Source organism: Mucilaginibacter sp., from assembly GCF_965225845.1.
Lineage (GTDB): Bacteria > Bacteroidota > Bacteroidia > Sphingobacteriales > Sphingobacteriaceae > Mucilaginibacter.
Genome location: NZ_CBDDBL010000002.1, coordinates 1,690,435 through 1,711,083, shown reverse-complemented (window position 1 = coordinate 1,711,083; position 20,649 = coordinate 1,690,435). Strand labels below are relative to the sequence as shown.

At 38.2% G+C, this 20,649-nt stretch carries 19 protein-coding genes; 18 read left to right on the top strand and 1 reads right to left on the bottom strand.

Annotated elements, in window-relative coordinates:
• Positions 1–171: 171 nt before the first annotated feature.
• Positions 172–573 (top strand): phosphoribosylpyrophosphate synthetase, encoded by a 402-nt coding sequence (locus ACYZ0U_RS11565; RefSeq protein ID WP_461452362.1) that lies wholly within the window; start codon positions 172–174, stop codon positions 571–573.
• Here ACYZ0U_RS11565 and ACYZ0U_RS11560 read toward each other — a convergent pair.
• The gene (locus ACYZ0U_RS11560; RefSeq protein WP_461452360.1) at positions 570–929 is read right to left on the bottom strand and encodes a hypothetical protein; all 360 of its coding nucleotides are present in this window, start codon (positions 927–929) and stop codon (positions 570–572) included. The two genes, ACYZ0U_RS11565 and ACYZ0U_RS11560, sit on opposite strands and share 4 nt — an antisense overlap.
• A gap of 304 nt (positions 930–1,233) precedes the next feature.
• Between ACYZ0U_RS11560 and ACYZ0U_RS11555 the strand changes: the two genes are divergently transcribed.
• The 17 genes from ACYZ0U_RS11555 (at position 1,234) to ACYZ0U_RS11475 (ending at position 20,648) form a co-directional block, all read left to right on the top strand.
• A complete protein-coding gene (locus ACYZ0U_RS11555) occupies positions 1,234–2,478 on the top strand; it encodes a M16 family metallopeptidase (RefSeq protein WP_461452358.1) in 1,245 nt (414 codons plus the stop codon).
• 56 nt (positions 2,479–2,534) lie between these two features.
• Positions 2,535–3,815: a M16 family metallopeptidase gene (locus ACYZ0U_RS11550; RefSeq protein WP_461452356.1), complete on the top strand. Its 1,281-nt coding sequence runs from the start codon at positions 2,535–2,537 to the stop codon at positions 3,813–3,815.
• A gap of 226 nt (positions 3,816–4,041) precedes the next feature.
• Positions 4,042–5,274 carry a di-heme oxidoredictase family protein gene (locus ACYZ0U_RS11545; RefSeq protein ID WP_461452354.1) on the top strand — a complete coding sequence of 411 codons (1,233 nt, stop codon included), beginning with the start codon at positions 4,042–4,044 and terminating at the stop codon, positions 5,272–5,274.
• A gap of 7 nt (positions 5,275–5,281) precedes the next feature.
• A complete protein-coding gene (locus ACYZ0U_RS11540; RefSeq protein WP_461452352.1) occupies positions 5,282–5,710 on the top strand; it encodes a Rieske (2Fe-2S) protein in 429 nt (142 codons plus the stop codon).
• Positions 5,707–6,984, top strand: a complete 1,278-nt coding sequence (locus tag ACYZ0U_RS11535; RefSeq protein WP_461452350.1) for a hypothetical protein — start codon at positions 5,707–5,709, stop codon at positions 6,982–6,984. Before ACYZ0U_RS11540 ends, ACYZ0U_RS11535 begins: the two co-directional genes overlap by 4 nt.
• A gap of 165 nt (positions 6,985–7,149) precedes the next feature.
• Positions 7,150–8,331: a carboxypeptidase-like regulatory domain-containing protein gene (locus ACYZ0U_RS11530; protein WP_461452348.1), complete on the top strand. Its 1,182-nt coding sequence runs from the start codon at positions 7,150–7,152 to the stop codon at positions 8,329–8,331.
• A gap of 80 nt (positions 8,332–8,411) precedes the next feature.
• A complete protein-coding gene (ccsA, locus tag ACYZ0U_RS11525) occupies positions 8,412–9,086 on the top strand; it encodes a cytochrome c biogenesis protein CcsA (RefSeq protein ID WP_461452346.1) in 675 nt (224 codons plus the stop codon).
• Between the two features lies 1 nt (position 9,087).
• The gene (locus ACYZ0U_RS11520) at positions 9,088–9,297 is read left to right on the top strand and encodes a CcmD family protein (protein ID WP_461452344.1); all 210 of its coding nucleotides are present in this window, start codon (positions 9,088–9,090) and stop codon (positions 9,295–9,297) included.
• Between the two features lie 151 nt (positions 9,298–9,448).
• Positions 9,449–10,882, top strand: coding sequence for a Glu/Leu/Phe/Val family dehydrogenase (locus tag ACYZ0U_RS11515; protein ID WP_461452342.1), 1,434 nt, complete (start codon positions 9,449–9,451; stop codon positions 10,880–10,882).
• Between the two features lie 260 nt (positions 10,883–11,142).
• Positions 11,143–11,550, top strand: coding sequence for a cytochrome c maturation protein CcmE domain-containing protein (locus tag ACYZ0U_RS11510; protein WP_461452340.1), 408 nt, complete (start codon positions 11,143–11,145; stop codon positions 11,548–11,550).
• Between the two features lie 10 nt (positions 11,551–11,560).
• Complete coding sequence (gene ccsA, locus ACYZ0U_RS11505) at positions 11,561–14,014, top strand: cytochrome c biogenesis protein CcsA (RefSeq protein WP_461452339.1); 2,454 nt, start codon at positions 11,561–11,563, stop codon at positions 14,012–14,014.
• A 93-nt stretch (positions 14,015–14,107) separates the two neighbouring features.
• Complete coding sequence (locus ACYZ0U_RS11500) at positions 14,108–14,593, top strand: c-type cytochrome (protein ID WP_461452337.1); 486 nt, start codon at positions 14,108–14,110, stop codon at positions 14,591–14,593.
• A gap of 277 nt (positions 14,594–14,870) precedes the next feature.
• Positions 14,871–15,569: a TolC family protein gene (locus ACYZ0U_RS11495; RefSeq protein WP_461452335.1), complete on the top strand. Its 699-nt coding sequence runs from the start codon at positions 14,871–14,873 to the stop codon at positions 15,567–15,569.
• A complete protein-coding gene (locus ACYZ0U_RS11490; RefSeq protein WP_461452333.1) occupies positions 15,570–17,756 on the top strand; it encodes an exopolysaccharide transport family protein in 2,187 nt (728 codons plus the stop codon). It abuts the gene before it with no gap.
• A 27-nt stretch (positions 17,757–17,783) separates the two neighbouring features.
• On the top strand, positions 17,784–18,971 hold the full coding sequence (locus tag ACYZ0U_RS11485) for a glycosyltransferase (protein ID WP_461452331.1): 1,188 nt from the start codon (positions 17,784–17,786) through the stop codon (positions 18,969–18,971).
• Entirely contained in the window at positions 18,958–19,125 is a 168-nt protein-coding gene (locus ACYZ0U_RS11480) for a hypothetical protein (protein ID WP_461452329.1), read from the top strand. The genes ACYZ0U_RS11485 and ACYZ0U_RS11480 overlap by 14 nt, the downstream gene beginning before the upstream one ends.
• Entirely contained in the window at positions 19,125–20,648 is a 1,524-nt protein-coding gene (locus ACYZ0U_RS11475) for an O-antigen ligase family protein (protein ID WP_461452327.1), read from the top strand. Before ACYZ0U_RS11480 ends, ACYZ0U_RS11475 begins: the two co-directional genes overlap by 1 nt.
• Position 20,649: the final 1 nt, after the last annotated feature.

Sequence of the window (20,649 nt, the reverse complement as noted above, 5' to 3'; positions counted from 1 at the left end):
GGAAAGGGTAAAGTTTAATCAAGTTTAATATAAAATGATAAATATAGTCCATTTATTAAGAAAAGAATTGGTATTAATCATATTAAATTTTGGTGGCTTGATATTTGTCATAATCTAAAAACAAACCTATAATGAATAGGTTGTTATAATAATCAACTAAAAAATCCAGTCATGACAACATATAACAATTTAGTAGAAGCTACTAACGATTTAATGAAACGTGGTTACACCGAAAATTTGAGCCTTGAAGGTGAGACCATTGATGATAAAGAAAAACATATTAAAATGACGGCTGATGACTTCGTAATAGATGAATTCTATCGCTTCGAGGGTCAAACCAATCCGTCTGACATGTCGATTGTTTACGCAGTAACGTCAGATAAATATAATTTGAAAGGCGTACTGATCAACGCTTTTGGTGCTTATGCTAATACCAGCTCATCTGCTATACAGGCAAAACTGAACCACGAACAGGTTAGCGATCATTTACACCGTGAGGATAAGCCTACGGCCGACAGCGAAATTGGAAGTGTAGGTACCAATAACCCGGATAACAGCAGCAGCGCAAGTTAAGTCGCTTTAAGGGCGATGAATAATTTCCGGCCGAACGATTGTATGGCCGCAGAACCGTTATTCAAGAGGAAATAGAGTTGATTGATAAGCTCTTCAGCAATCCATGGGTAACTGTAACTTAAATTAAAAAGGGCTTCGGCAGCAAATACTTTAACTGCAATTAAAACCTTAGGGTCGATCATCCAATCAAAGCACTGTTCAACAACTGGTTCTAAATCTAGATATTCAAGTCGATCTTTTATTGAATAGTGAGCATTGTGTGAAGTAAGATGCATGATGATCTTAGCATAATGCCTTTGGCAGCCTGGGTGTTTTATAATCTTAATTTTATCAACCAGGTAATCAATTTCAGGCAAATAAATTACTGGATTGATTAATAATAGATTCTCAAGTAACCATGCTGACCTGAATGCTAATATTTTATCAGTATTAAAAAGTGAGATCGATCAAATCCTGCAATGCAAAATCTTGTTTATTTTATAACTGTAGCTTATTAACCTTTATTTTACCAACCGTATTGGTCAGTTGTAATATTAGCTCAGCCTGCGTCATTAATATGCAAAATAACAAGTTAATTTTTAGCTTACAAATCAAAAAATTTATATCCTTACGTCAAAAATTATACATTTGTCCACCCGTTTTTAAACGGAATATTACTACATGGTTAAATTTGATCGTTTCACACTTTATAACGGCCTTCGTGTAATAGTTCACGAAGACCATACAACACCAATGGCTGTGCTAAACATTTTATATGATGTTGGCGCCCGCGATGAAGACCCTGAACAAACCGGCTTTGCGCATTTATTTGAACACCTGATGTTTGGCGGCTCGGTAAATATCCCAAGCTATGATGAACCTTTGCAAAGGGTTGGTGGTGAAAATAATGCCTTTACAAGTAATGATATTACGAATTACTATATAACCTTGCCATCTGCTAATTTAGAAACCGCATTTTGGCTGGAAAGCGACCGCATGCTAAGCCTTGCATTCAGTAAAAAAAGCCTTGAAGTACAACGAAATGTGGTAATTGAGGAGTTTAAGCAGCGCTACCTTAATCAACCTTATGGCGATGTGTGGTTAAAATTACGCCCGCTGGTTTACAAAAAGCACCCATATCGCTGGGCTACTATCGGTAAAGAAATTAAGCATATAGAAGACGCTAAAATAGAGGATGTTAAGGCCTTCTTTAAAAAACATTATAACCCGCAAAATGCCATTATGGTTGTTGGGGGCGATGTTACTTTAGCGCAGGTAAAAGCATTATCCGAAAAATGGTTTGGATTGATACCCGCAGGTAAAAAATATCATCGTGATCTTCCAAAAGAAGATCCTCAACACGAGGAACGACGCGAAACCGTTACCGCTAAAGTTCCGCTGAATGATGTATACATCGCATTCCAGATGGAAGGCAGGATGCATAAAAGTTACTATGCGATTGAACTGATGTCGGATATACTTTCCCGCGGGCATTCATCGCGTTTATACAAAGCTTTAGTTAAGGAAAAACAGGTATTCAGCGATGTTCATGCTTACATCAGCGGAAGTATAGATACCGGCATGTTTGTTTTTGAGGGTAAGCCACTTGAAAATGTTAGTATTGAGCAGGCAGAAGCAGCTATATGGGATCAGTTGGAAATTATTAAAACTAATGACATAGCTGCTGACGAGTTAACCAAGGTAAAAAACAAAACCGAATCAACGATGATATTTTCCGAAATGTCGTTGCTTGAAAAAGGCATGAACCTTGCCTGGAGCGAATTATTAGGCGATGCGGACATGATAAATCACGAAACTGAGAAATATCTTGCTATAACAGCTGCTGACATAAAAGAACAGGCAAATAAATTATTCCGAAAAGATAATTCATCAACACTTATTTATTTGGCCGAAGCGGTTAATTAGCCTGCAAGTCAATCAATTGACCATGCTTAGCGATGAACCAACGAACTAATAAACAAATGAACATAAACAGAAAACAAGCGCCTGAATTTAAGGCTATAGATCATATTACATTATTACAGCCAGAGCATACAAAATTGAGCAATGGTTGTAATATTTATTGCCTTAATTCCGGTGATGCGGAGTTGGTACGGATTGAGTGGATATTTAATAACCTTCGTTTTAACCCTTCCAAACCGCTGCTAAATGTGGCTACAAATAGTATGCTAAGCGAAGGTACTGCTAACATGACTGCTGCTCAAATCGCTGACACGATAGATTTTTACGGCGCCTTTTTACAAGCAGAATATGGTTATGATACTTCTGAAGTAACGTTATTCAGTTTAAACAAGCACCTGTCAAATACATTACCAATCATTAAGGATATCCTCACCAATTCTATTTTCCCTGAAAGAGAGTTAGAAACTTATGTACGCAACCAACAGCAAAAGCTACAAGTAAGCCTGCAAAAGAATGATATCATTGCCCGCAGAAATTTTAATAAAGCTATTTATGGCGATACCATTTATGGTTTTGCTGCCAAAGCGGATGACTTTAAAAAATTAAATAATGATGATTTGCTGGCACATTATAAACAAATGTATCAGCCTTCAAATTGTACTATTATTATTGCGGGTAAAATAGAAAAAGAAACACTTGACCTGCTGAAATCAACTTTTGATAAAAGCTGGGATAATACAGGTCAAACCATTGATACTACACAACCTCAGATTAAATCAGCAACAGAACATTTTTATTTTACTGAAAAACCAGATGCTTTACAATCTGCTATTCGTATGGGTAGGCCATTGATCAATCGAACTCATCCTGATTTCCCGGCAGTACAGGTTTTGAATACTGTTCTGGGCGGATATTTTGGATCAAGATTGATGGCTAATATTCGTGAAGACAAAGGTTATACTTACGGTATCGGCTCCGGCATGAGTTCAATGAAAAACTCCGGTGCCTTGTTTATAGCTACAGAAGTTGGTGCCGAAGTTTGCAAAGCAGCTGTCGCCGAAATTGAGAAGGAGATCAACAAGCTTAGAACAGAATTAATTCCTGAAGAGGAACTGGCATTAGTGAAAAATTATCTGTTAGGATCATTATTAGGTAGCCTTGAGAACGTATTTTCTCATGCTGATAAATTTAAGACCCTATACTTTGCGGGTTTAAGTTATGAATATTATGACCGTTACACAGAAGTTGTTAAAAATATTACGCCTGAAGACCTGATAGACCTGGCGAATAAATATTTAAATTTTGATAACTTCTACAAGGTAATTGTTGGTAAGTACTAATCAATATTTTATTTAAGTTTTAACTTTATCAATAGCTGAGTATTCTATTCATCTAAGGTTGACAGGTTTCTATTCAGGCTTTCCACTGCCGATTTTTAACAAAATCTTTGTGTGATGTTTGTCATTGATAGCGTTCAAACCCGTTTTTTTAATATTTATTTGGATTAAGTCTAAATAAGATGTTATTTTGTATCGAATTAAAATTTAGATACAAATTATCACGCTTATGAGCAGACGAAATTTACTTATCCTTACACTCTTTGTTTTTACGCTTACGATATCTGTTCTATCAATTACTTCATGTAAAAAAGCATTCCCGGAAATGATAAATCCGGAATATGGTTTATGCGGACCTGTAACACTTGATAATTCACAGACAATATTATTCTCGGCAGGTAATGACCAGTTTTTTGCTAACCGTTCTTCAGCAACCGGCTTAGGTCCGTACTTTGTCGCAACAGCGTGCGGAAGCTGCCATTCAAGCGATAACAGGGGACATCCTTTTACCATTTTAACCCGTTTTGGCCAGTCTGATACTACAGGAAATAAATTTTTAGCTGAAGGCGCACCGCAATTAGGATCTTTTACTTTACCAGGCCTAACACCCGAACAAATACCTGCAGGCGCAACCAGTACCAGGCTTATTGCGCCTATTACATCAGGAGTAGGATTTTTAGAAGCTGTGCCTGATTCGGAAATTATTGCCATGGCAAGGGCAAACGTAAATAATCCTAATGGTGTCCGGGGTCATCCTAACTATAATACCATTCCTTCATATGTTACGCCTTTAAACGGTTCCGTTCCAAGGTCCGATGGTAAGTACATTTGTCGTTTTGGCCGTAAAGGAGCTGTTTACAACTTATTTCAACAGGTAGCAATGGCGTATAATCATGATATGGGTATTACGTCAACTTATATGCCGCTAAATCCATATAACTATCTTGATCAGTCACCACCTGTTGCAGCATCATCGCCTGAAATAGATAATGCTACATTCTATTCTGTGGTATTTTATGTAACAGCCTTACAAACACCTGTACAGCGTAACCCAACAGACCCGATTGTTGTACAAGGACAAAATTTGTTTACAAAAATTGGGTGCGCTGATTGCCATAAACCAAATTTAACTACCGGTTACTCAGCTATCCAGTCTATTGCTTACCAAACAATCCAACCTTTTACAGATCTGCTGGTACATGACATGGGGCCTGGTGATGATGATCATTATACTGAAGGTGATGCTTTAACATCTGAATGGCGTACTACTCCATTATGGGGCTTAGGTTTAGCACCGGGGGTACAAGGCGGCGACGTTTACTTAATGCACGATGGCAGGGCGCATAGCATTCAGCAGGCAATACAAATGCATGGCGGCGAATCGGCTGTTAGTTCGGCTAATTTCAACAAACTTTCATCATCAGACCAAACAGCCGTTATAAAGTTCCTGCAATCATTATAATCATATTATGGAAAGAAAAGATTTTTTAAAAACATGTGGCTTCGCTTGCTTAAGCGGGTCGGTATTAATTGGCGCGCTTGAAGGTTGTAGTACGAGCAAAATGGTAACCGGCACTATCAACAATTCAAACCTGATTGTACCAATGGCTTCTTTTCAAAATAAAGGGTTATTTAATAAATATATTGTTGTGCAGCAAGAGCGGTTAAAATATCCAATTTGTGTGTACCGCTTTACCGAAACAGATTACTCTGCAGTATTAATGCGCTGCACCCACCAGGGGGCTGAGCTGCAGGTATTCGGTGATAAATTGGAATGCCCTGCACACGGCAGTGTTTTTAGTGACACAGGCAAGGTACAGAATGGCCCTGCCGATACAAACTTGCGTACTTTCCCGGTAATTGTTCAAAATGATCAACTCCTTATTTCTCTCAAATGAAAATAATTTTATCAACCTTATTTATTACAATTTTACTCTTAAGTTTTCAGCCGGCATCGGCACAAATAGATACAAGTTTATTAAACACGCCTACCAAAAAGGATACTTCAAAGCATAGTTTAAGTATGGATGCTATTTATAATCGTCCATTTAGAAAGCTCGGTAGTTCATCTATTTCTATTGGCGGATATGTAGAATCTGATGTGCAGTACACCAATACATCCGGTATAACCAATGGCGACCAGTTCCAGTTCAGGAGGTTTAGTTTATTCGTGTCATCGACTATCGCTCCGCATATTAAATTCTTATCTGAAATTGAATATGAAGATGATCCTTCCGGAGACGCCGGCGAAGCCGCGGGCCCTGAGTTTGGCGTTGAATACGCGGCTTTGGATATTGAGTTCGATCCGTTATTGAATTTACGCGGAGGTATGATCCTGAATCCGATAGGTGGTTTCAATGAAAATCATGACGGCCCTAAATATGAATTTACCGACAGGCCAATTGCCATGACGCAAATGCTGCCAGATACCTGGAACAATCCCGGCTTTGGGTTATATGGTAAAAAATACATCGGCCATTGGATGTATGGTTATGAAGCTTATGTAACCGGCGGTTTTAATGATTCTATTATTGATAATGCAGAAGGTAAAACTTTTTTACCGGCAGCAAAAAGCAGCATAACCCGCTTTAATACAAGCGCCAGCGGCGAACCACTTTATACAGCTAAATTATCATTCGGAAATGATAAGATTGGTGAGCTTGGTTTATCATATATGGGCGGTGTTTACAATACCTGGCGTATTGAAGGAGCACAGGTTGATAATAAAAGAAGTGTTAATGTTTTTGATGTAAACTTTAACGGTACTATCCCCGGTATACATACCAACATAATCTCAGAGTGGGCATGGGTATTTGTTGATATCCCACCAGATTATTCACCGGAGTATGCGCACAAGCAATTTGGTGGATTTATTGACGTGGTACAACCAATTTATCACGGCCATATTTTGGATTGGGATAATGCTACTGTTAACATAGCCGTTCGTGGAGAGTATGTGGATTGGAACGATGGAGTGTTTGCTGCAACGGGTCAAAAAATGTTTAACGATTTATGGAGTATAATGCCGGCAGTTAGTTTTAGGCCTACCCCACAAACTGTATTGCGTTTAAACTACCGCAGGCAAACACAAAACGATATTACGGGTAATAAAATCGGTGCTCAAATAGGTCCGACGGCTGGGTTAAGTTTCGGTATCTCAACCTATTTTTAAGCTTGGTATTAATAATATTACAATGCCGTTAAACAATAATTTAAGTATAATCCAATTCCAATTCTACTGTATTTAATAAGAATTAGAATTGGATTAAATTTTTCATTTCAACTTCATTTGCAAACCTTTAATTAGCATCTTCAAAAAAATATTAATTTTGGGTTGATGCGTTTTGTAAGACTAATTTTATTCCTGTTTTTCCCGCTTATTTCGTTTGCGCAAAATGGTATTGTTACCGGTAAAGTTACCCGTGCCGACAATAAGCAGCCAATACCTTTAGCTAACGTTTTTTTAAGCAACTCAACAGCAGGCACAGCAACCGCCAGCGACGGTACTTTTATATTAAACCATCTTAAGCCGGGGCAGTACACGCTTGTAGTAAGCATACTTGGTTATGAAGATTATTCCACCACGGTGTTAATTGGTGACAAGCCGATAAACCTGCCAATTGAGTTATCACTAAAAATTACAGAATTGCATGAGGTTATTGTTACTACGCCCGCTAACTGGAAAATTAACTATGCACAGTTTGTTAAGGAATTTATAGGTACCGATGATAATGCGAAACTATGTTATGTAGTAAATCCTAAAATTGTAAACCTCATCTACCATAAAACCAAGGAAGAGCTGGAAGGTTACACGGACGATTTTTTGGTGGTTGATAACATGGCTTTAGGATACCGGGTAAAATTTTTAATAAATGAATTTACCAGTAGCAAACTAACCGGCATAATTTCCACAAGCGGGCAGCGGCTTTTCCAGGAACTACCGGGTACAAAAAAACAAATGGAGGAGTGGAAGAAAAAAAGGCAAGAGGCTTATTATGGCTCAGCGATGCATTTTTACCGTTCTTTATACACGGGTAAACTTGATTCTGATGGATTCATTGTGATGAAGCTAACTCAGCTCCATAATGTTGATCGCCCGCAGGAAAATATTATACAGCAAAAAATAAAAAAATATAATGACGGGTTTCATCGTGATTCTGTAAAACATTGGCTGGATATGGAGAACTTGCCTAAATATATGCGGCAACATTTATCCCGTGATCCATTACCAGTTAGTTCATATTTATTCGCCACCGGGCAAAAAGGTATATATGCTGTAAATTTTAACGATTATTTATACGTTGTATATACTAAAAAACACGAAACATCGGATTTTAAAGACTTGTACCGGCCATTAGATATGGAAACTTATGAAACCAGTGTACTGTCAATTACAAAACCTTATTTATTTGATACCAATGGTGTAGTATTTGGTGAAAGCGCCCCTTTATACGAAGGCACCTGGTCTAAATCCCGGTTATCGGATTTACTCCCAGTCGATTATACCCCCGGCGATTAGCCTATTAATTCCTGTTGAATTAGCTTCAAATGATTTAATTCGTGGCTTTTAAATCACTACCTTTGCTGGCATTAAATCATATGAAGTTTATTTATCAAACATGGTGGAAAATAATAGCCGTATTGCTTGTATTTTCTACACTTTTTACAGGTTTACTGCTTCATGTACCTGCTTTACCTGTTCTGCACGAAACTATACGTAACCTTTATTTCCACGTACCTATGTGGATGGGGATGCTAACAGTATTTGTCCTTTCGGTTTATTTCAGTGTTAAATATCTGCGTAATGGCAGGGAAGAAGACGATCTTGCCGCGGTAGAATGTGTAAATACCGGCCTGTTGTTTTACGGATTGGGTTTGGTTACCGGCATGCTTTGGGCAAAATATACCTGGGGCCAGTTTTGGAGCGGCGATCCTAAACAAAATAGTGCAGCTATTGCATTTCTTTTGTATTGCGCTTACTTAGTACTGCGCAACTCAATTGACGAGGAGCAAAAACGCGCCAAGATATCTGCCATTTACAACATATTTGCCTTCCCGATCATGATCGTGCTGATATTTATTCTGCCACGTATGACGGATTCTTTACACCCGGGTAGCGGTGGTAACCCGGCTTTTGGAAAATATGATTTGGATAACGGTATGAAGATAGCTTTTTACCCTGCCATGCTGGGTTGGAGCTTTATTGCCTTATGGATCGCGACCATACGCTACCGTATCCGTTTAATTGAAAATAATAAGAATGTTATTAATTAATATGAAGAAGTTAAGTTTTTTATTTCTTTTGCTTTTATCTGTTTCGCCTGTTTTCGCACAAGGAAGCGAAGCGGTTACAATGGATGATGCGCTGCAGAGCAATGGTAAAATATATGTTGTGGTATCAATAATTGGCATTGTGTTCGTCGGTTTGGCGCTTTACCTGTTCTCTATCGACAGGAGAATAAAAAAAATCGAAAAGGAAAAGTAGTCCAAATACCATGTTTAAATTGTTTAAACATAGTTTTCACTTAACCTGTTAGTAATTATTGACAATACGCCCGTGTTTATATTTGCAATTTTGATAAAAAAAGTCTCACATTTGCGCTGTTTTTTAACAATATAATAATTACTACTAAATTATGACTACCAATATTAATGCTGCCGTTCCGGATAATCACTTCTTTGGTGATGTCTGCAAGTTCTTTGATCATGCAGCAACGTTTACAAAACACGATGCTGGTTTATTAGACCAGATAAAATCCTGCAATAGCGTTTACCGCTTTCGTTTTCCAATCCGCAAGGGCAATGGTTTTGAAGTTATAGATGCCTGGCGTGTTGAGCACTCTCATCATCAATCGCCAACCAAAGGCGGTATCCGCTATAGCGAAATGGTTAATGAGGATGAAGTAATGGCACTTGCCGCATTAATGACTTATAAATGCGCTATTGTTAATGTTCCTTTCGGCGGAGCTAAAGGCGGCATCAGGATCAACCCTAAAAATTACACTGTTGGCGAATTGGAAAATATTACCCGCCGCTATACTGTAGAATTAATCAAGAAAAATTTCATAGGCCCAAGCATTGACGTTCCTGCACCGGATTATGGTTCAGGTGAGCGCGAGATGAGCTGGATAGCTGATACTTATGCCACCATGAACCCAGGCCAGTTAGATGCAATGGGCGCGGTAACCGGGAAACCTATTGCCCTTCAAGGCATTGCTGGTCGACGTGAAGCTACAGGAAGGGGAGTTGCTATTGCGATACGCGAGTGCGTAAGCGTTGGTGAGGATATGCTGAAATTAGGCTTAACTGCAGGTATATCTGGTAAAAAAGTAATTGTACAGGGATTGGGTAACGTGGGTTATCATTCTGCTAAATTCCTAACTGAGTTTGGTGCCTTGATAGTAGGACTCTGTGAGTTTGAGGGCGCTATTTATAATGCCGATGGTTTAGATATTGAGGCCGTCTTCCAGCACCGTAAAGCAACCGGTTCTATTTTAGGTTATCCGGGAGCTATTGAGTTTAAGAACTCGATGGAAGGTTTGGAGCAACCTTGCGATATCCTGGTTCCTGCCGCTTTGGAAAACCAGATCACAATTGAAAACATCACCCGCATTCAGGCTAAGATCATAGCTGAAGGCGCTAACGGACCTACAACACCTGAAGCGGAAGCTGTATTTTACCAAAATGGCGGCTTGATCATACCGGATATGTATGCCAATGCCGGCGGCGTAACCGTATCATATTTCGAATGGTTGAAAAATCTTTCACACGTAGCTTTCGGCCGCATGAACAGGCGTTTTGAGGAAAACTCTAACCTTAACCTGGTAAACATGGTTGAAGGCATAACAGGTGTAGCTCTTAACAGCGCGCAACGTTCCAGTATCATCAAGGGCGCTTCTGAATTAGAATTAGTTAACTCTGGTTTAGAGGACACCATGATCCGTTCATATCACGAGATCCGTGAGACATTCATTAATACACAGGGCATCGATACCTTGCGTACTGCGGCCTTTGTTGGTGCTATCAACAAGATCGCGGTATCGTACCAAAACCTTGGTGTTTGGCCATAAATAACTTTTATAAACCTGAATTTGAAAGCGTCATTGTATTATGCAATGGCGCTTTTGTATAAATTACCGGTACTGACAAACTAGCGTCAGTACTTTTATAATAAATACACTGTACCTTAGTATCAGAATTTAGTTGTTGCCTTTAATTTCACAAAAGACTTATCAATAACAATTCTAAATAAGATTAATGTCTTGTAAAAAACATTATTACCTTTGCGTTTCGTATTTTTGCATTACTCAAATACTGGGGAGAAGTCTTAATGAAGAAATCATCAATTTTTGGAATTGTAACTATAGCTGTAGCTATTGCAATCATCATTTGCACTTACGGTTCTGCAAGTACTTACGGTACATTTAAGGATGCCGATAATACTAACGGCGATCTGCACATCATTGGCCACATAGACAAGCAAAAGGAAATGGTATACGATGCAACCAAGGACGCTAACTATTTTTCATTTTATCTGCGTGATACAACAGGTAACGAACGTAAGGTGGTTTATCATAGCACTAAACCGGAGGACTTTGAAACAGCAGATAAAATTGTACTCGTAGGTCAGATGGATAAAGGCGAATTTCATGCCAAAACTATATTGATGAAATGCCCGTCAAAATACAAACAAGATAAGTTAGACGTTAAGGCCGATACTAAAAAAGCTTCCATATAAACCCATCTTAATGACAATAGATTATCAGGGCGAACACCTTTTACCGGGTCACTTAGGCCAATTTTTCATCGTTCTTGCATTCGGTTCCGCTCTTTTTTCAACCATTAGCTATTATTTCGCTACAACCAATATCAATAAGCTGGATACTTCGTGGCTTTACATGGGCCGTATCGGTTATTTTTTAAATACGGTATCGGTTATAGGTATCGGTTCATGCCTTTTCTATATTATATACAGTAATTTATTTGAGTATCATTACGCCTGGGAACATTCATCACGCACTTTGCCAGTATACTATATCATTTCCAGTTTTTGGGAAGGACAGGAGGGTAGTTTCTGGCTGTGGGGTTTCTGGCAAGCTGTTTTAGGTAATATCTTGATCTGGCGCGCCAAATCATGGGAAAAACCGGTTCTTACTGTCATATCGTTATCGCAAACTTTATTAGCATCTATGCTTTTAGGTATTGAGATATTTGGTTCCCGTATTGGTAGTTCGCCATTCATCCTGCTTCGCCAGGCTATGGATGCGCCGATATTTAGTCGCCCGGAATATCTTTCTTACATAAAAGATGGTAACGGCTTAAATCCGCTATTGCAAAATTACTGGATGGTGATCCACCCGCCAACCTTGTTCCTGGGCTTTGCATCCATGATTGTTCCTTTTGCTTACGCGGTTGCCGGTTTATGGCAAAAACGTTATAAGGAATGGGTTCAGCCCGCTATCTCGTATGCATTATTCGCGGTAATGGTATTGGGTACCGGTGTTATTATGGGTTCGCTTTGGGCGTATGAATCATTAAACTTTGGCGGCTATTGGGCCTGGGACCCGGTTGAGAACGCCGCTTTGATCCCGTGGTTAACCTTGATCGGCGCGGTCCACGTCATGATCGTTTATAAAAATACAGGTCACTCTTATTTTACAGCTACATTTTTAACGCTGATCAGCTTTGTGTTGGTACTATATGCATCTTTCTTAACCCGTAGCGGTATTTTGGGCGATACCTCGGTACATGCCTTTACCGATTTAGGTATGTTTTGGCATTTAGTTGTTGATGTGGTCATTTTCGCCTTAATGGCTATTGCCTTGCTTATAATCCGTTGGAAAGAGTTACCAATCAGCAAAAAAGAGGAGGATACTTATTCCCGTGAGTTTTGGATGTTTGTGGGATCGGTGTTCCTGGCTTTATCATGCCTTCAATTAGTAGTGGTTACCTCAATCCCGGTATGGAACGCGATGTTTAAAACAAGTATAGCGCCGCCAAGTAACCCTGTTACCCTTTATAACGTTTTCCAGGCCGGTTTTGCGGTTGTTGTAACACTATTAACAGGTGTTACCCAATTCCTGAAATACAAGAAAACAGATGTAACCCGCTTTTTCATCAGCACTTTACTGTACGTGGTTTGCGCTGCAATATTAACAGGAATTATTGTTTATCTAACCGGTGTATATAAGCTAAAAATTGTTTTTATACTAGTTATGCTGGGTGCCATTTATTCCATATTGGTGAACGGCAAAGTACTGGCTGATGCATTTAAGGGTAAGATAAAACTGGCAGGCTCGGCTGTAGCGCATATTGGTTTTGGGTTAATTATGGTTGGTGCTTTAATATCTGCAGGCACCAGTAATGTAGTATCACAAAATAACAGCGGCTTGGATTACGGTTCCGAGTTTGACCAGCATAACAGCTCCCGCGAAAATGTAATGCTTTATAAAAATGTGCCGATTAAGATGGGCGACTATACCGTTACCTATATTGGGGATTCTATTGCCCCGCCAAATCATTATTTTAAAGTTGACTATAAGTTATTGGATGCCAATGGCAATATAAAAGAAGAGTTTATCTTAAAACCAAACTCTCAGTATAACAACAAAATGGGTTTGGTTTCATCGCCTGATACCAAGCACTATATTTTCCATGACTTGTACACCCACATCAGCATGGCACCGCTTAATGTAATGCAGGCTGGTATGGATCTTGGTCATGACTCTGAGGTTAACGATGACGATAACTACAATGCGCCTATTACACATGATATTAAGATAGGGGATACCATACCCTATCGCGATGGCTATATCATCCTTCAAAACCTGAATAAGAATGCGCATGTGCAAAATATTCCGATAGGGGCAAATGATGTTGCTGTTGGTGCTGATCTGAAGATCGTATCGCACGGCATCACTTACCAGGCTGAGCCTGTTTACATGGTAAAAAATGGCTCCGTATTTGATTTTGCACGTAAGGTTGATGATGCAGGTTTAAAACTTCGCCTTACCAAAATAATTCCTGATCAAAATAAATTCGAGATCATGGTTTACGATCAGCCTGAAGGTAAAAGGCCATACATTGTTATGCGTGCCATTAACTTCCCGTTTATCAACTTCTTATGGTCGGGTACGGTTATTATGATCATCGGATTTTTGCTTTCGATATTCCGCAGGAACAAGGAATTAAATACCGTTTAAGCTATTTGTATAGGCATTTTGACAGGAAATTTTCCGGTCAAAACATTTGATTGTAAAATTAGTTACTATCTTAGTATCTCAATCCTTTGAAAAATGCTTATCAACAAAAAAATTACGACAATTCTTTGCCTCTCCGCAGCTGTTACCTTTGCCGCATTAACTTCCATGACTACCGCACACGATGATGATCATGGTCATCATGGAAATTTAAAGGTTCTACCAAAAAATATTTCGCATCAGATGTTACATAAAGTAATGGACGACTGGTCTGAAGCATTAGGCGTACATTGTAATTTTTGCCATGCTGCAGGCGACAATGGTAAACTGGATTTTGACAGTGATGCAAAACCGGAGAAAAACATGGCCCGCGAAATGTATAAAATGACCGCTAAGATCAACACGAAATATTTTGAAGGCAAAAAGGATTCATTAGGAATGGTTATGGGCGATATCCAATGCCAGACCTGCCACCGTGGAAGCCCGCACCCTGACGAAGTTAAAATGCCGGACATGAAAAATCACGGCCCCGAAATGATGCACCATGATATGGGCAATAAACCGGATTCATTAAAAAAATAAAATAATTAATATTATAAAAGATTGTGCCTGATGCGAATTAGTGTCAGGCATTTTTTTTGGCTTGTGTTGATGAATTGTTGATAAGTAGTTGATAACATTTTCAGCTTATAATTAATTTTTGAATAGGAAATCTACAGTTTTAGGATTTATCCACATTAATAATACCGTTGTTGATAAATGCGTACCTGATATTTCAAGAATTGCAGCAATATTTGTTTGGGCAGATTATGAGTAATTATATAGCATGATATTAAGCTTAATGTGTGTTAAGAACTGTATGAAAAATTCAAATTTTTTTTTCTTTTTTATCCTGATTTTATTAGCACATATTAATGTGCAGGCACAGCAAACCATCATGACAGATATATCGGAAGATTATATCGCCCGCCTTGTTGCCCATGCCGAACAAAATTATCCGCAAGTAAAATCAAACCAGGCCAGGATCAATATAGCGCAGGGTTCTATTGGTAAAGCAAAAGCCTCATACCTGGATGCTTTTACATTCTCCTACCTTTATCAGCCACAAGGAATAAATACATTATCTAACGCATCCGGTACTAGCTCAAATTACAGCTATTTTAATGGTATACAAGCCGGTATATTTTTTAATTTGGGTCAGTTTTTAGAGAAACCATACGCCGTAAAGCAAGCCCGCCAGGAACTCGAAATAGCCAATAACGATCAAAACCAATACTTTTTGACCATAACAAACCAGGTGAAGCAACGGTATTACACCTATGTTCAGGATATCGCGGTATTAAAACTTACCTCGCAAACATGCGTTGAAGCTGAAAACATTGCCGCAGACATAAAACACAAATTTCAAAAGGGCGAAGAAACATTTGATAATTATACAAAATCACAATCAGCATTAAATACTGCCTATCAGGCTAAAATAGCTGCTGAAGGCGCCCTATTAATTGCCAAGGCTAATTTGGAAGAGTTGTTGGGGGATAAATTAGAAAATATCAGATAGATGGAATTAGGCGACTTTTTAAAAGTTCTTTCCCGGCATAAGCTCACGTTGATAATAGTTCCTATTCTTGCTGTTATCATCACTTATTTTCTTGTGCGCAGCCAACCTGATGTTTATACCTCACAATCGCAAATTGCCACCGGTATTGTTGATAAAACCCAGCAAACATTAAATGAAAGTAACACATCAAGTGTTGAATCGGAAATTGCACAGGATTTTGATAATTTAATTGAAGTACTACGCTCAAAGCGAGTAATTCAACAGGTTTCCTATCAGTTAATGATCCATGATCTTACCAGTGCGGCGCCTTTCAGGCAACCAAGTAAATTATTTTTGCAGTTAAACCAACAAGCCCGTGAACATGCTTTAGCTGTTTTTACTGATTTTTATAACAACCGTAAAGAGTTATCTTTATTTGACGCTGATCAGAATGGTTTAAATAAGCTGCTGGTTTCAATGAAATATGATCAGGAACCACTTCTGAAGAATTTGAATATCTATCGCGCTCAAAATAGTGATTTTATTGATATAGAATACAGCGACGATAACCCGCAGTTAACTGCGTTTGTTGTAAATACGCTTGCGCGTGAATTTATTTCTTACTACACATTTATTTTAAAAGATAACCAGCATAAGGCAGTTACTTTTTTAGGCAACCTGGTTAATGCGAAACGCGATACACTTGATTCAAGGATAAACCAACTTAAAAATTACAAGATACAAAATCGTATTTTAAGTATACCGGAACAATCGCGTGCGCTTTATACACAAATTGCGGATTACGAAACACATCTTGAGCAGGCCCAACGTGATGCAGTATCAACATTGGCAGCTATTCAAAGTATTGATAATCAATTTAAGCCCGGTGAACGTAAAACTTTAGAGAGTTTGCTGCAACCTGTTAATCAAAGCCTGGTAAGCTCAACAGAGCAATTAAAGGTTTTAAACGAACGTTACATTGAAAGTAATTTTGATAACATTTATAAAACCCAGATAGATTCACTTCAACAGATCATCTCCAGAAGAATTGGCCAGTCATCAGATAAATATTTAGTCAGCCCGCTTTCAACTCAGCAAGGTTTAATAACTGAGCGTTTAACATTGCAAGTGCAATATGAACTTGCTAAAAACAGTATAGGTTCATTACAGCAGGGATTAAAGGGGTTAAATGCACAGCTTGATGCTGTGGTACCGCACGAAGCGGTTGTACAGCAAGATGAAAGCGCTATTGATGTAGCCCAAAAAGAATATCTTGATATACTTAACCGCTTTAACCAAACCAGTTTAGATGCCAGCTATAATGGCGGGCTGCTTAAACAATTGGATATAGCAATGCCGGGTACTGTTACGCCGACCAAAAAGATGTTGCTGGTTATTTTAAGCGGCATTGTAGCTTTTATATTCTGCCTGGTGGTGTTCTTTGTCCTTTATTTTATTGATGATACCATTAAAACACCGGAGCAGCTGGCTAATAAAACTATAGCCCCTGTGTTAGGTTATTTAAATTTATTGAGTACAAGTACTATTGATCTTAGACAGGTTTGGAACGACCCGCGACCAAATCAAGAAGTATATCAGTTCCGCAATTTATTGCAATCAATCAGGTTTGAGGTTGATACTGAACTTGGCCCCAATAAAGTACTATTAGTAAATAGCTTAGGCAATGGCGAAGGAAAAACTTTTTTAGCCACTAATCTTGCTTACGCGTATTCACTGGTTAATAAAAAAGTATTATTAATTGATGGTAATTTTCATCACCCTGGAATAACACGCTCGGTAAAGTCAAAGTTGTTCATCGAAGATTATTTTAGCGGAACAATACCCGACTTTAGCCCGTACAATCTATCAAAAATTACAGTTTTTTGTAATAAAGGTGGTGATGGATCATTACTTGAGGTTAGTAACGAACAAATTATACAAGATAAGTTTGACAAACTTAGAGAAGTATTTGATATCATCATTATTGAAGCCTCATCCTTAAATACACTTAACAAATCAAAAGAGTGGAATAAGTTTTCAGATAAAATATTAACCATTTTTGAGGCTGGAAAAAGCATTAGCAATAGCGAAATGAAACACATAACCTATATGAAAAATTTAAAAGGTAAATTTATGGGCTGGGTGCTGAATGTAGTTAACAAGCTTGATGCCGAAGAAGAGCGTAAAGCAAATAATACGGCAGCATAACTAACCGGTAACACCAAATATATTACAATGGCAATCATTTGGGCAATATGGATACTGTTGCAGTTTTTAATAGGGTACAATTTGTATTTGCCAATTGTACTTTTTTTAATATACAAACCATCAAAAAAAATACTTTCTGTTGCTCCTGAAAGTGATTATGCCATCATAGTTACTGCTTATGAACAACTTGATGCTATCCCTAATGTTATCGCATCTATTTTAAATCTTAATTACAGCAATTACCTTGTATACATTGTGGCTGATAAGTGTGATATATCCGGTTTAAATTTTACTGATGAAAGAATAATAATATTACGTCCGCCTGAAACACTTGCAAGTAATACACGCTCGCATTTTTATGCCATCCACCACTTTAAACGTAACCATACCAGGCTTACCATAATTGATAGTGATAACCTTGTAGAACCTGAATACCTGAATGAGTTGGATAAATATTTTAATGAAGGATATGAAGCTGTACAGGGAATTAGGGAAGCTAAAAACCTGAATACAACTTATGCATGCCTTGATGCAGCCCGCGATATTTACTACCATTTTTACGATGGAAAAGTATTGGTCGGCATAGGTTCATCTGCAACACTTGCGGGCTCAGGAATGGCTTTTACCACAAAACTTTACCGAGATTGCCTTGAGAACCGCGATGTTACCGGTGCGGGTTTTGATAAGGTTTTACAATCGCTGATTGTTGGCAAGAACCTGAAGATCGCTTTTACAGAATACGCTGTTGTATACGATGAAAAAACTACGCATTCTGATCAGTTAGTTAAACAACGCTCACGATGGATAAATACATGGTTTAAATATTTTAACTTAGGTTTTACATTGATATTTAAGGGCATAACCAACTTTAGCAGAAATCAATTTATTTTTGGATTTATATTGCTTAGGCCACCGCTTTTTATTTTCCTTATTTTATCGGTGCTATGCATGTTTGCAAATTTATTTATAAGTATTACAGCAGTGGCATTATGGTTAACTGGATTAATTTTATTTGTATTGGGCTTTTATATCGCATTAGCAAAATCAGATACAGATAAACGTATCTGGCAGTCATTAATAAATATTCCAAAGTTCATATTTTTCCAGGTACTATCACTATTAAAAGTCAGGAAAGCCAATAAACACTCCGTTGCCACTACCCATTATTATAACGACGGTATTGCCGAGTCTAACAAACTGAATGATGAGAATTGAACCGGCTAAAAAATATACTGATGGGGTTGAATTAACATCCGAAGAGAAAAAGGCTCAATTACAGTTGCGTATTGATAAGGTTACCCGGGTGGTCGCTATCGTAATTGCGTTTTTAAGCACGTTTGTTTTCTTCTTTAAAATATTGTTTTTTTAATGGAAAGTGCGGTTGGAAAAAGAAGCGCGGTATCATATTATCCTAAAGAGAGATTATGGCAAAAATTTAAGCGCATTTTTTTAATTGAGAAATTATACAATACAACTGGCTTTACTCTTTTAGCTGTTTTAGCTGTAGTGATTGGCGTAGGCATTGCCTATATGGGTATTGTTTTTGGTATCCTGTTAATCATAGGTGTTGTAGCGCTGCCATTTTTATATTCAATAGTCGCTTATCCAAAATTTGGAATTATTGTATTGCTCATTATGGCTTACATGCTGTTTACTTTGTTGCAATTTGGCATTGATGGCCCTATTGGTACTTTAATGGATGGCTTGCAGGTATTGTTATTGCTTGGGATGTTTATTCATATCAAAAAAGACAAAAACTGGGCTCAATTTAAAAATCCAATAACTTATGCTTGTTTGTTGTGGCTGGCTTACAATATTTTGGAGCTTGTAAACCCAAATTCAGGTTCAAGTATGGCATGGCTTTACACCGTTAGGCCTGTAGCAATAGTTACACTTACCTATTTTGTATTTATGTACAACATTAGGTCGGTAGCGTATATGCGCCTGATATTTAAAGTTTGGCTAGCGCTAACCTTTATAGGTGCGGCATATGCATTTAAACAGGAGTATATCGGTTTTAATGAACATGAACAGGCTTATTTAGCTTCACCGGGGATCGCCGACCTGCTCTTTATTGACGGGCACTGGCGAAAATTTTCAATTTTTTCTGATCCTGTTGCTTTTGCTTACAACATGGTAATGCCAAGTATATTTTGTATTTGCATGTTTATGACTGATATAAAACTTTGGAAAAAAATAGTATTAGGTTGTTTAATAGGATTTTTTTTAGATGCCATGCTTTTTTCGGGCACACGTGGCGCCAACGTATTATTGCCTGCGGCGCTGTTTTTACTGGCTGTACTTAAATTCAACAAAAAAATACTGATATTCACTGTATTTGCCGGGATCTTCTTGATGTTTCTGATTGTCGTTCCCACCTCAAATCCTAATTTGTATCGTTTTCAAACTGCTTTTAAACCGAATAATGACGATTCGTACAACTTGCGGAAACGAAATCAGAAAAGAATTCAGCCTTATATACAAAGTCACATAATGGGTGGGGGTTTAGGATCAACAGGCGAGTGGGGCGAACGTTTTACCCCAAACTCATACCTGGCACATTTCCCGCCGGATAGTGGTTATATTCGCGTAGCTGTTGAAGACGGATGGCTGGGGTTGCTTGTATTTTGCATATTCATGTTCATGATCATAAGGGGAGGGATCATCAATTATTATCTTATCGAAGATAAGGAATTGAAAACCTACTGCTTAGCCATGACGCTAATTATATTTGCATATAACCTGGCTAATTTTCCGCAAGAAGCTTTAGCTCAGTTCCCTTCAAATATTTTATTTTACCTTGAAGCAGCTTTAATAAATATAACCCTTAGATTAGACGTTGCACAGCGCGAAGAAAGAAACAGGTTATTGCAAATACCCAATACTATATAAA

Bases quoted from the DNA above. Each gene is read 5' to 3' on its own strand.
- ACYZ0U_RS11565 (WP_461452362.1), top strand. From the start codon at position 172: ATGACAACATATAACAATTTAGTAGAAGCTACTAACGATTTAATGAAA.
- ACYZ0U_RS11555 (WP_461452358.1), top strand. From the start codon at position 1,234: ATGGTTAAATTTGATCGTTTCACACTTTATAACGGCCTTCGTGTAATA.
- ACYZ0U_RS11550 (WP_461452356.1), top strand. From the start codon at position 2,535: ATGAACATAAACAGAAAACAAGCGCCTGAATTTAAGGCTATAGATCAT.
- ACYZ0U_RS11545 (WP_461452354.1), top strand. From the start codon at position 4,042: ATGAGCAGACGAAATTTACTTATCCTTACACTCTTTGTTTTTACGCTT.
- ACYZ0U_RS11540 (WP_461452352.1), top strand. From the start codon at position 5,282: ATGGAAAGAAAAGATTTTTTAAAAACATGTGGCTTCGCTTGCTTAAGC.
- ACYZ0U_RS11535 (WP_461452350.1), top strand. From the start codon at position 5,707: ATGAAAATAATTTTATCAACCTTATTTATTACAATTTTACTCTTAAGT.
- ACYZ0U_RS11530 (WP_461452348.1), top strand. From the start codon at position 7,150: ATGCGTTTTGTAAGACTAATTTTATTCCTGTTTTTCCCGCTTATTTCG.
- ccsA (WP_461452346.1), top strand. From the start codon at position 8,412: ATGAAGTTTATTTATCAAACATGGTGGAAAATAATAGCCGTATTGCTT.
- ACYZ0U_RS11520 (WP_461452344.1), top strand. From the start codon at position 9,088: ATGAAGAAGTTAAGTTTTTTATTTCTTTTGCTTTTATCTGTTTCGCCT.
- ACYZ0U_RS11515 (WP_461452342.1), top strand. From the start codon at position 9,449: ATGACTACCAATATTAATGCTGCCGTTCCGGATAATCACTTCTTTGGT.
- ACYZ0U_RS11510 (WP_461452340.1), top strand. From the start codon at position 11,143: ATGAAGAAATCATCAATTTTTGGAATTGTAACTATAGCTGTAGCTATT.
- ccsA (WP_461452339.1), top strand. From the start codon at position 11,561: ATGACAATAGATTATCAGGGCGAACACCTTTTACCGGGTCACTTAGGC.
- ACYZ0U_RS11500 (WP_461452337.1), top strand. From the start codon at position 14,108: ATGCTTATCAACAAAAAAATTACGACAATTCTTTGCCTCTCCGCAGCT.
- ACYZ0U_RS11495 (WP_461452335.1), top strand. From the start codon at position 14,871: ATGAAAAATTCAAATTTTTTTTTCTTTTTTATCCTGATTTTATTAGCA.
- ACYZ0U_RS11490 (WP_461452333.1), top strand. From the start codon at position 15,570: ATGGAATTAGGCGACTTTTTAAAAGTTCTTTCCCGGCATAAGCTCACG.
- ACYZ0U_RS11485 (WP_461452331.1), top strand. From the start codon at position 17,784: ATGGCAATCATTTGGGCAATATGGATACTGTTGCAGTTTTTAATAGGG.
- ACYZ0U_RS11480 (WP_461452329.1), top strand. From the start codon at position 18,958: ATGATGAGAATTGAACCGGCTAAAAAATATACTGATGGGGTTGAATTA.
- ACYZ0U_RS11475 (WP_461452327.1), top strand. From the start codon at position 19,125: ATGGAAAGTGCGGTTGGAAAAAGAAGCGCGGTATCATATTATCCTAAA.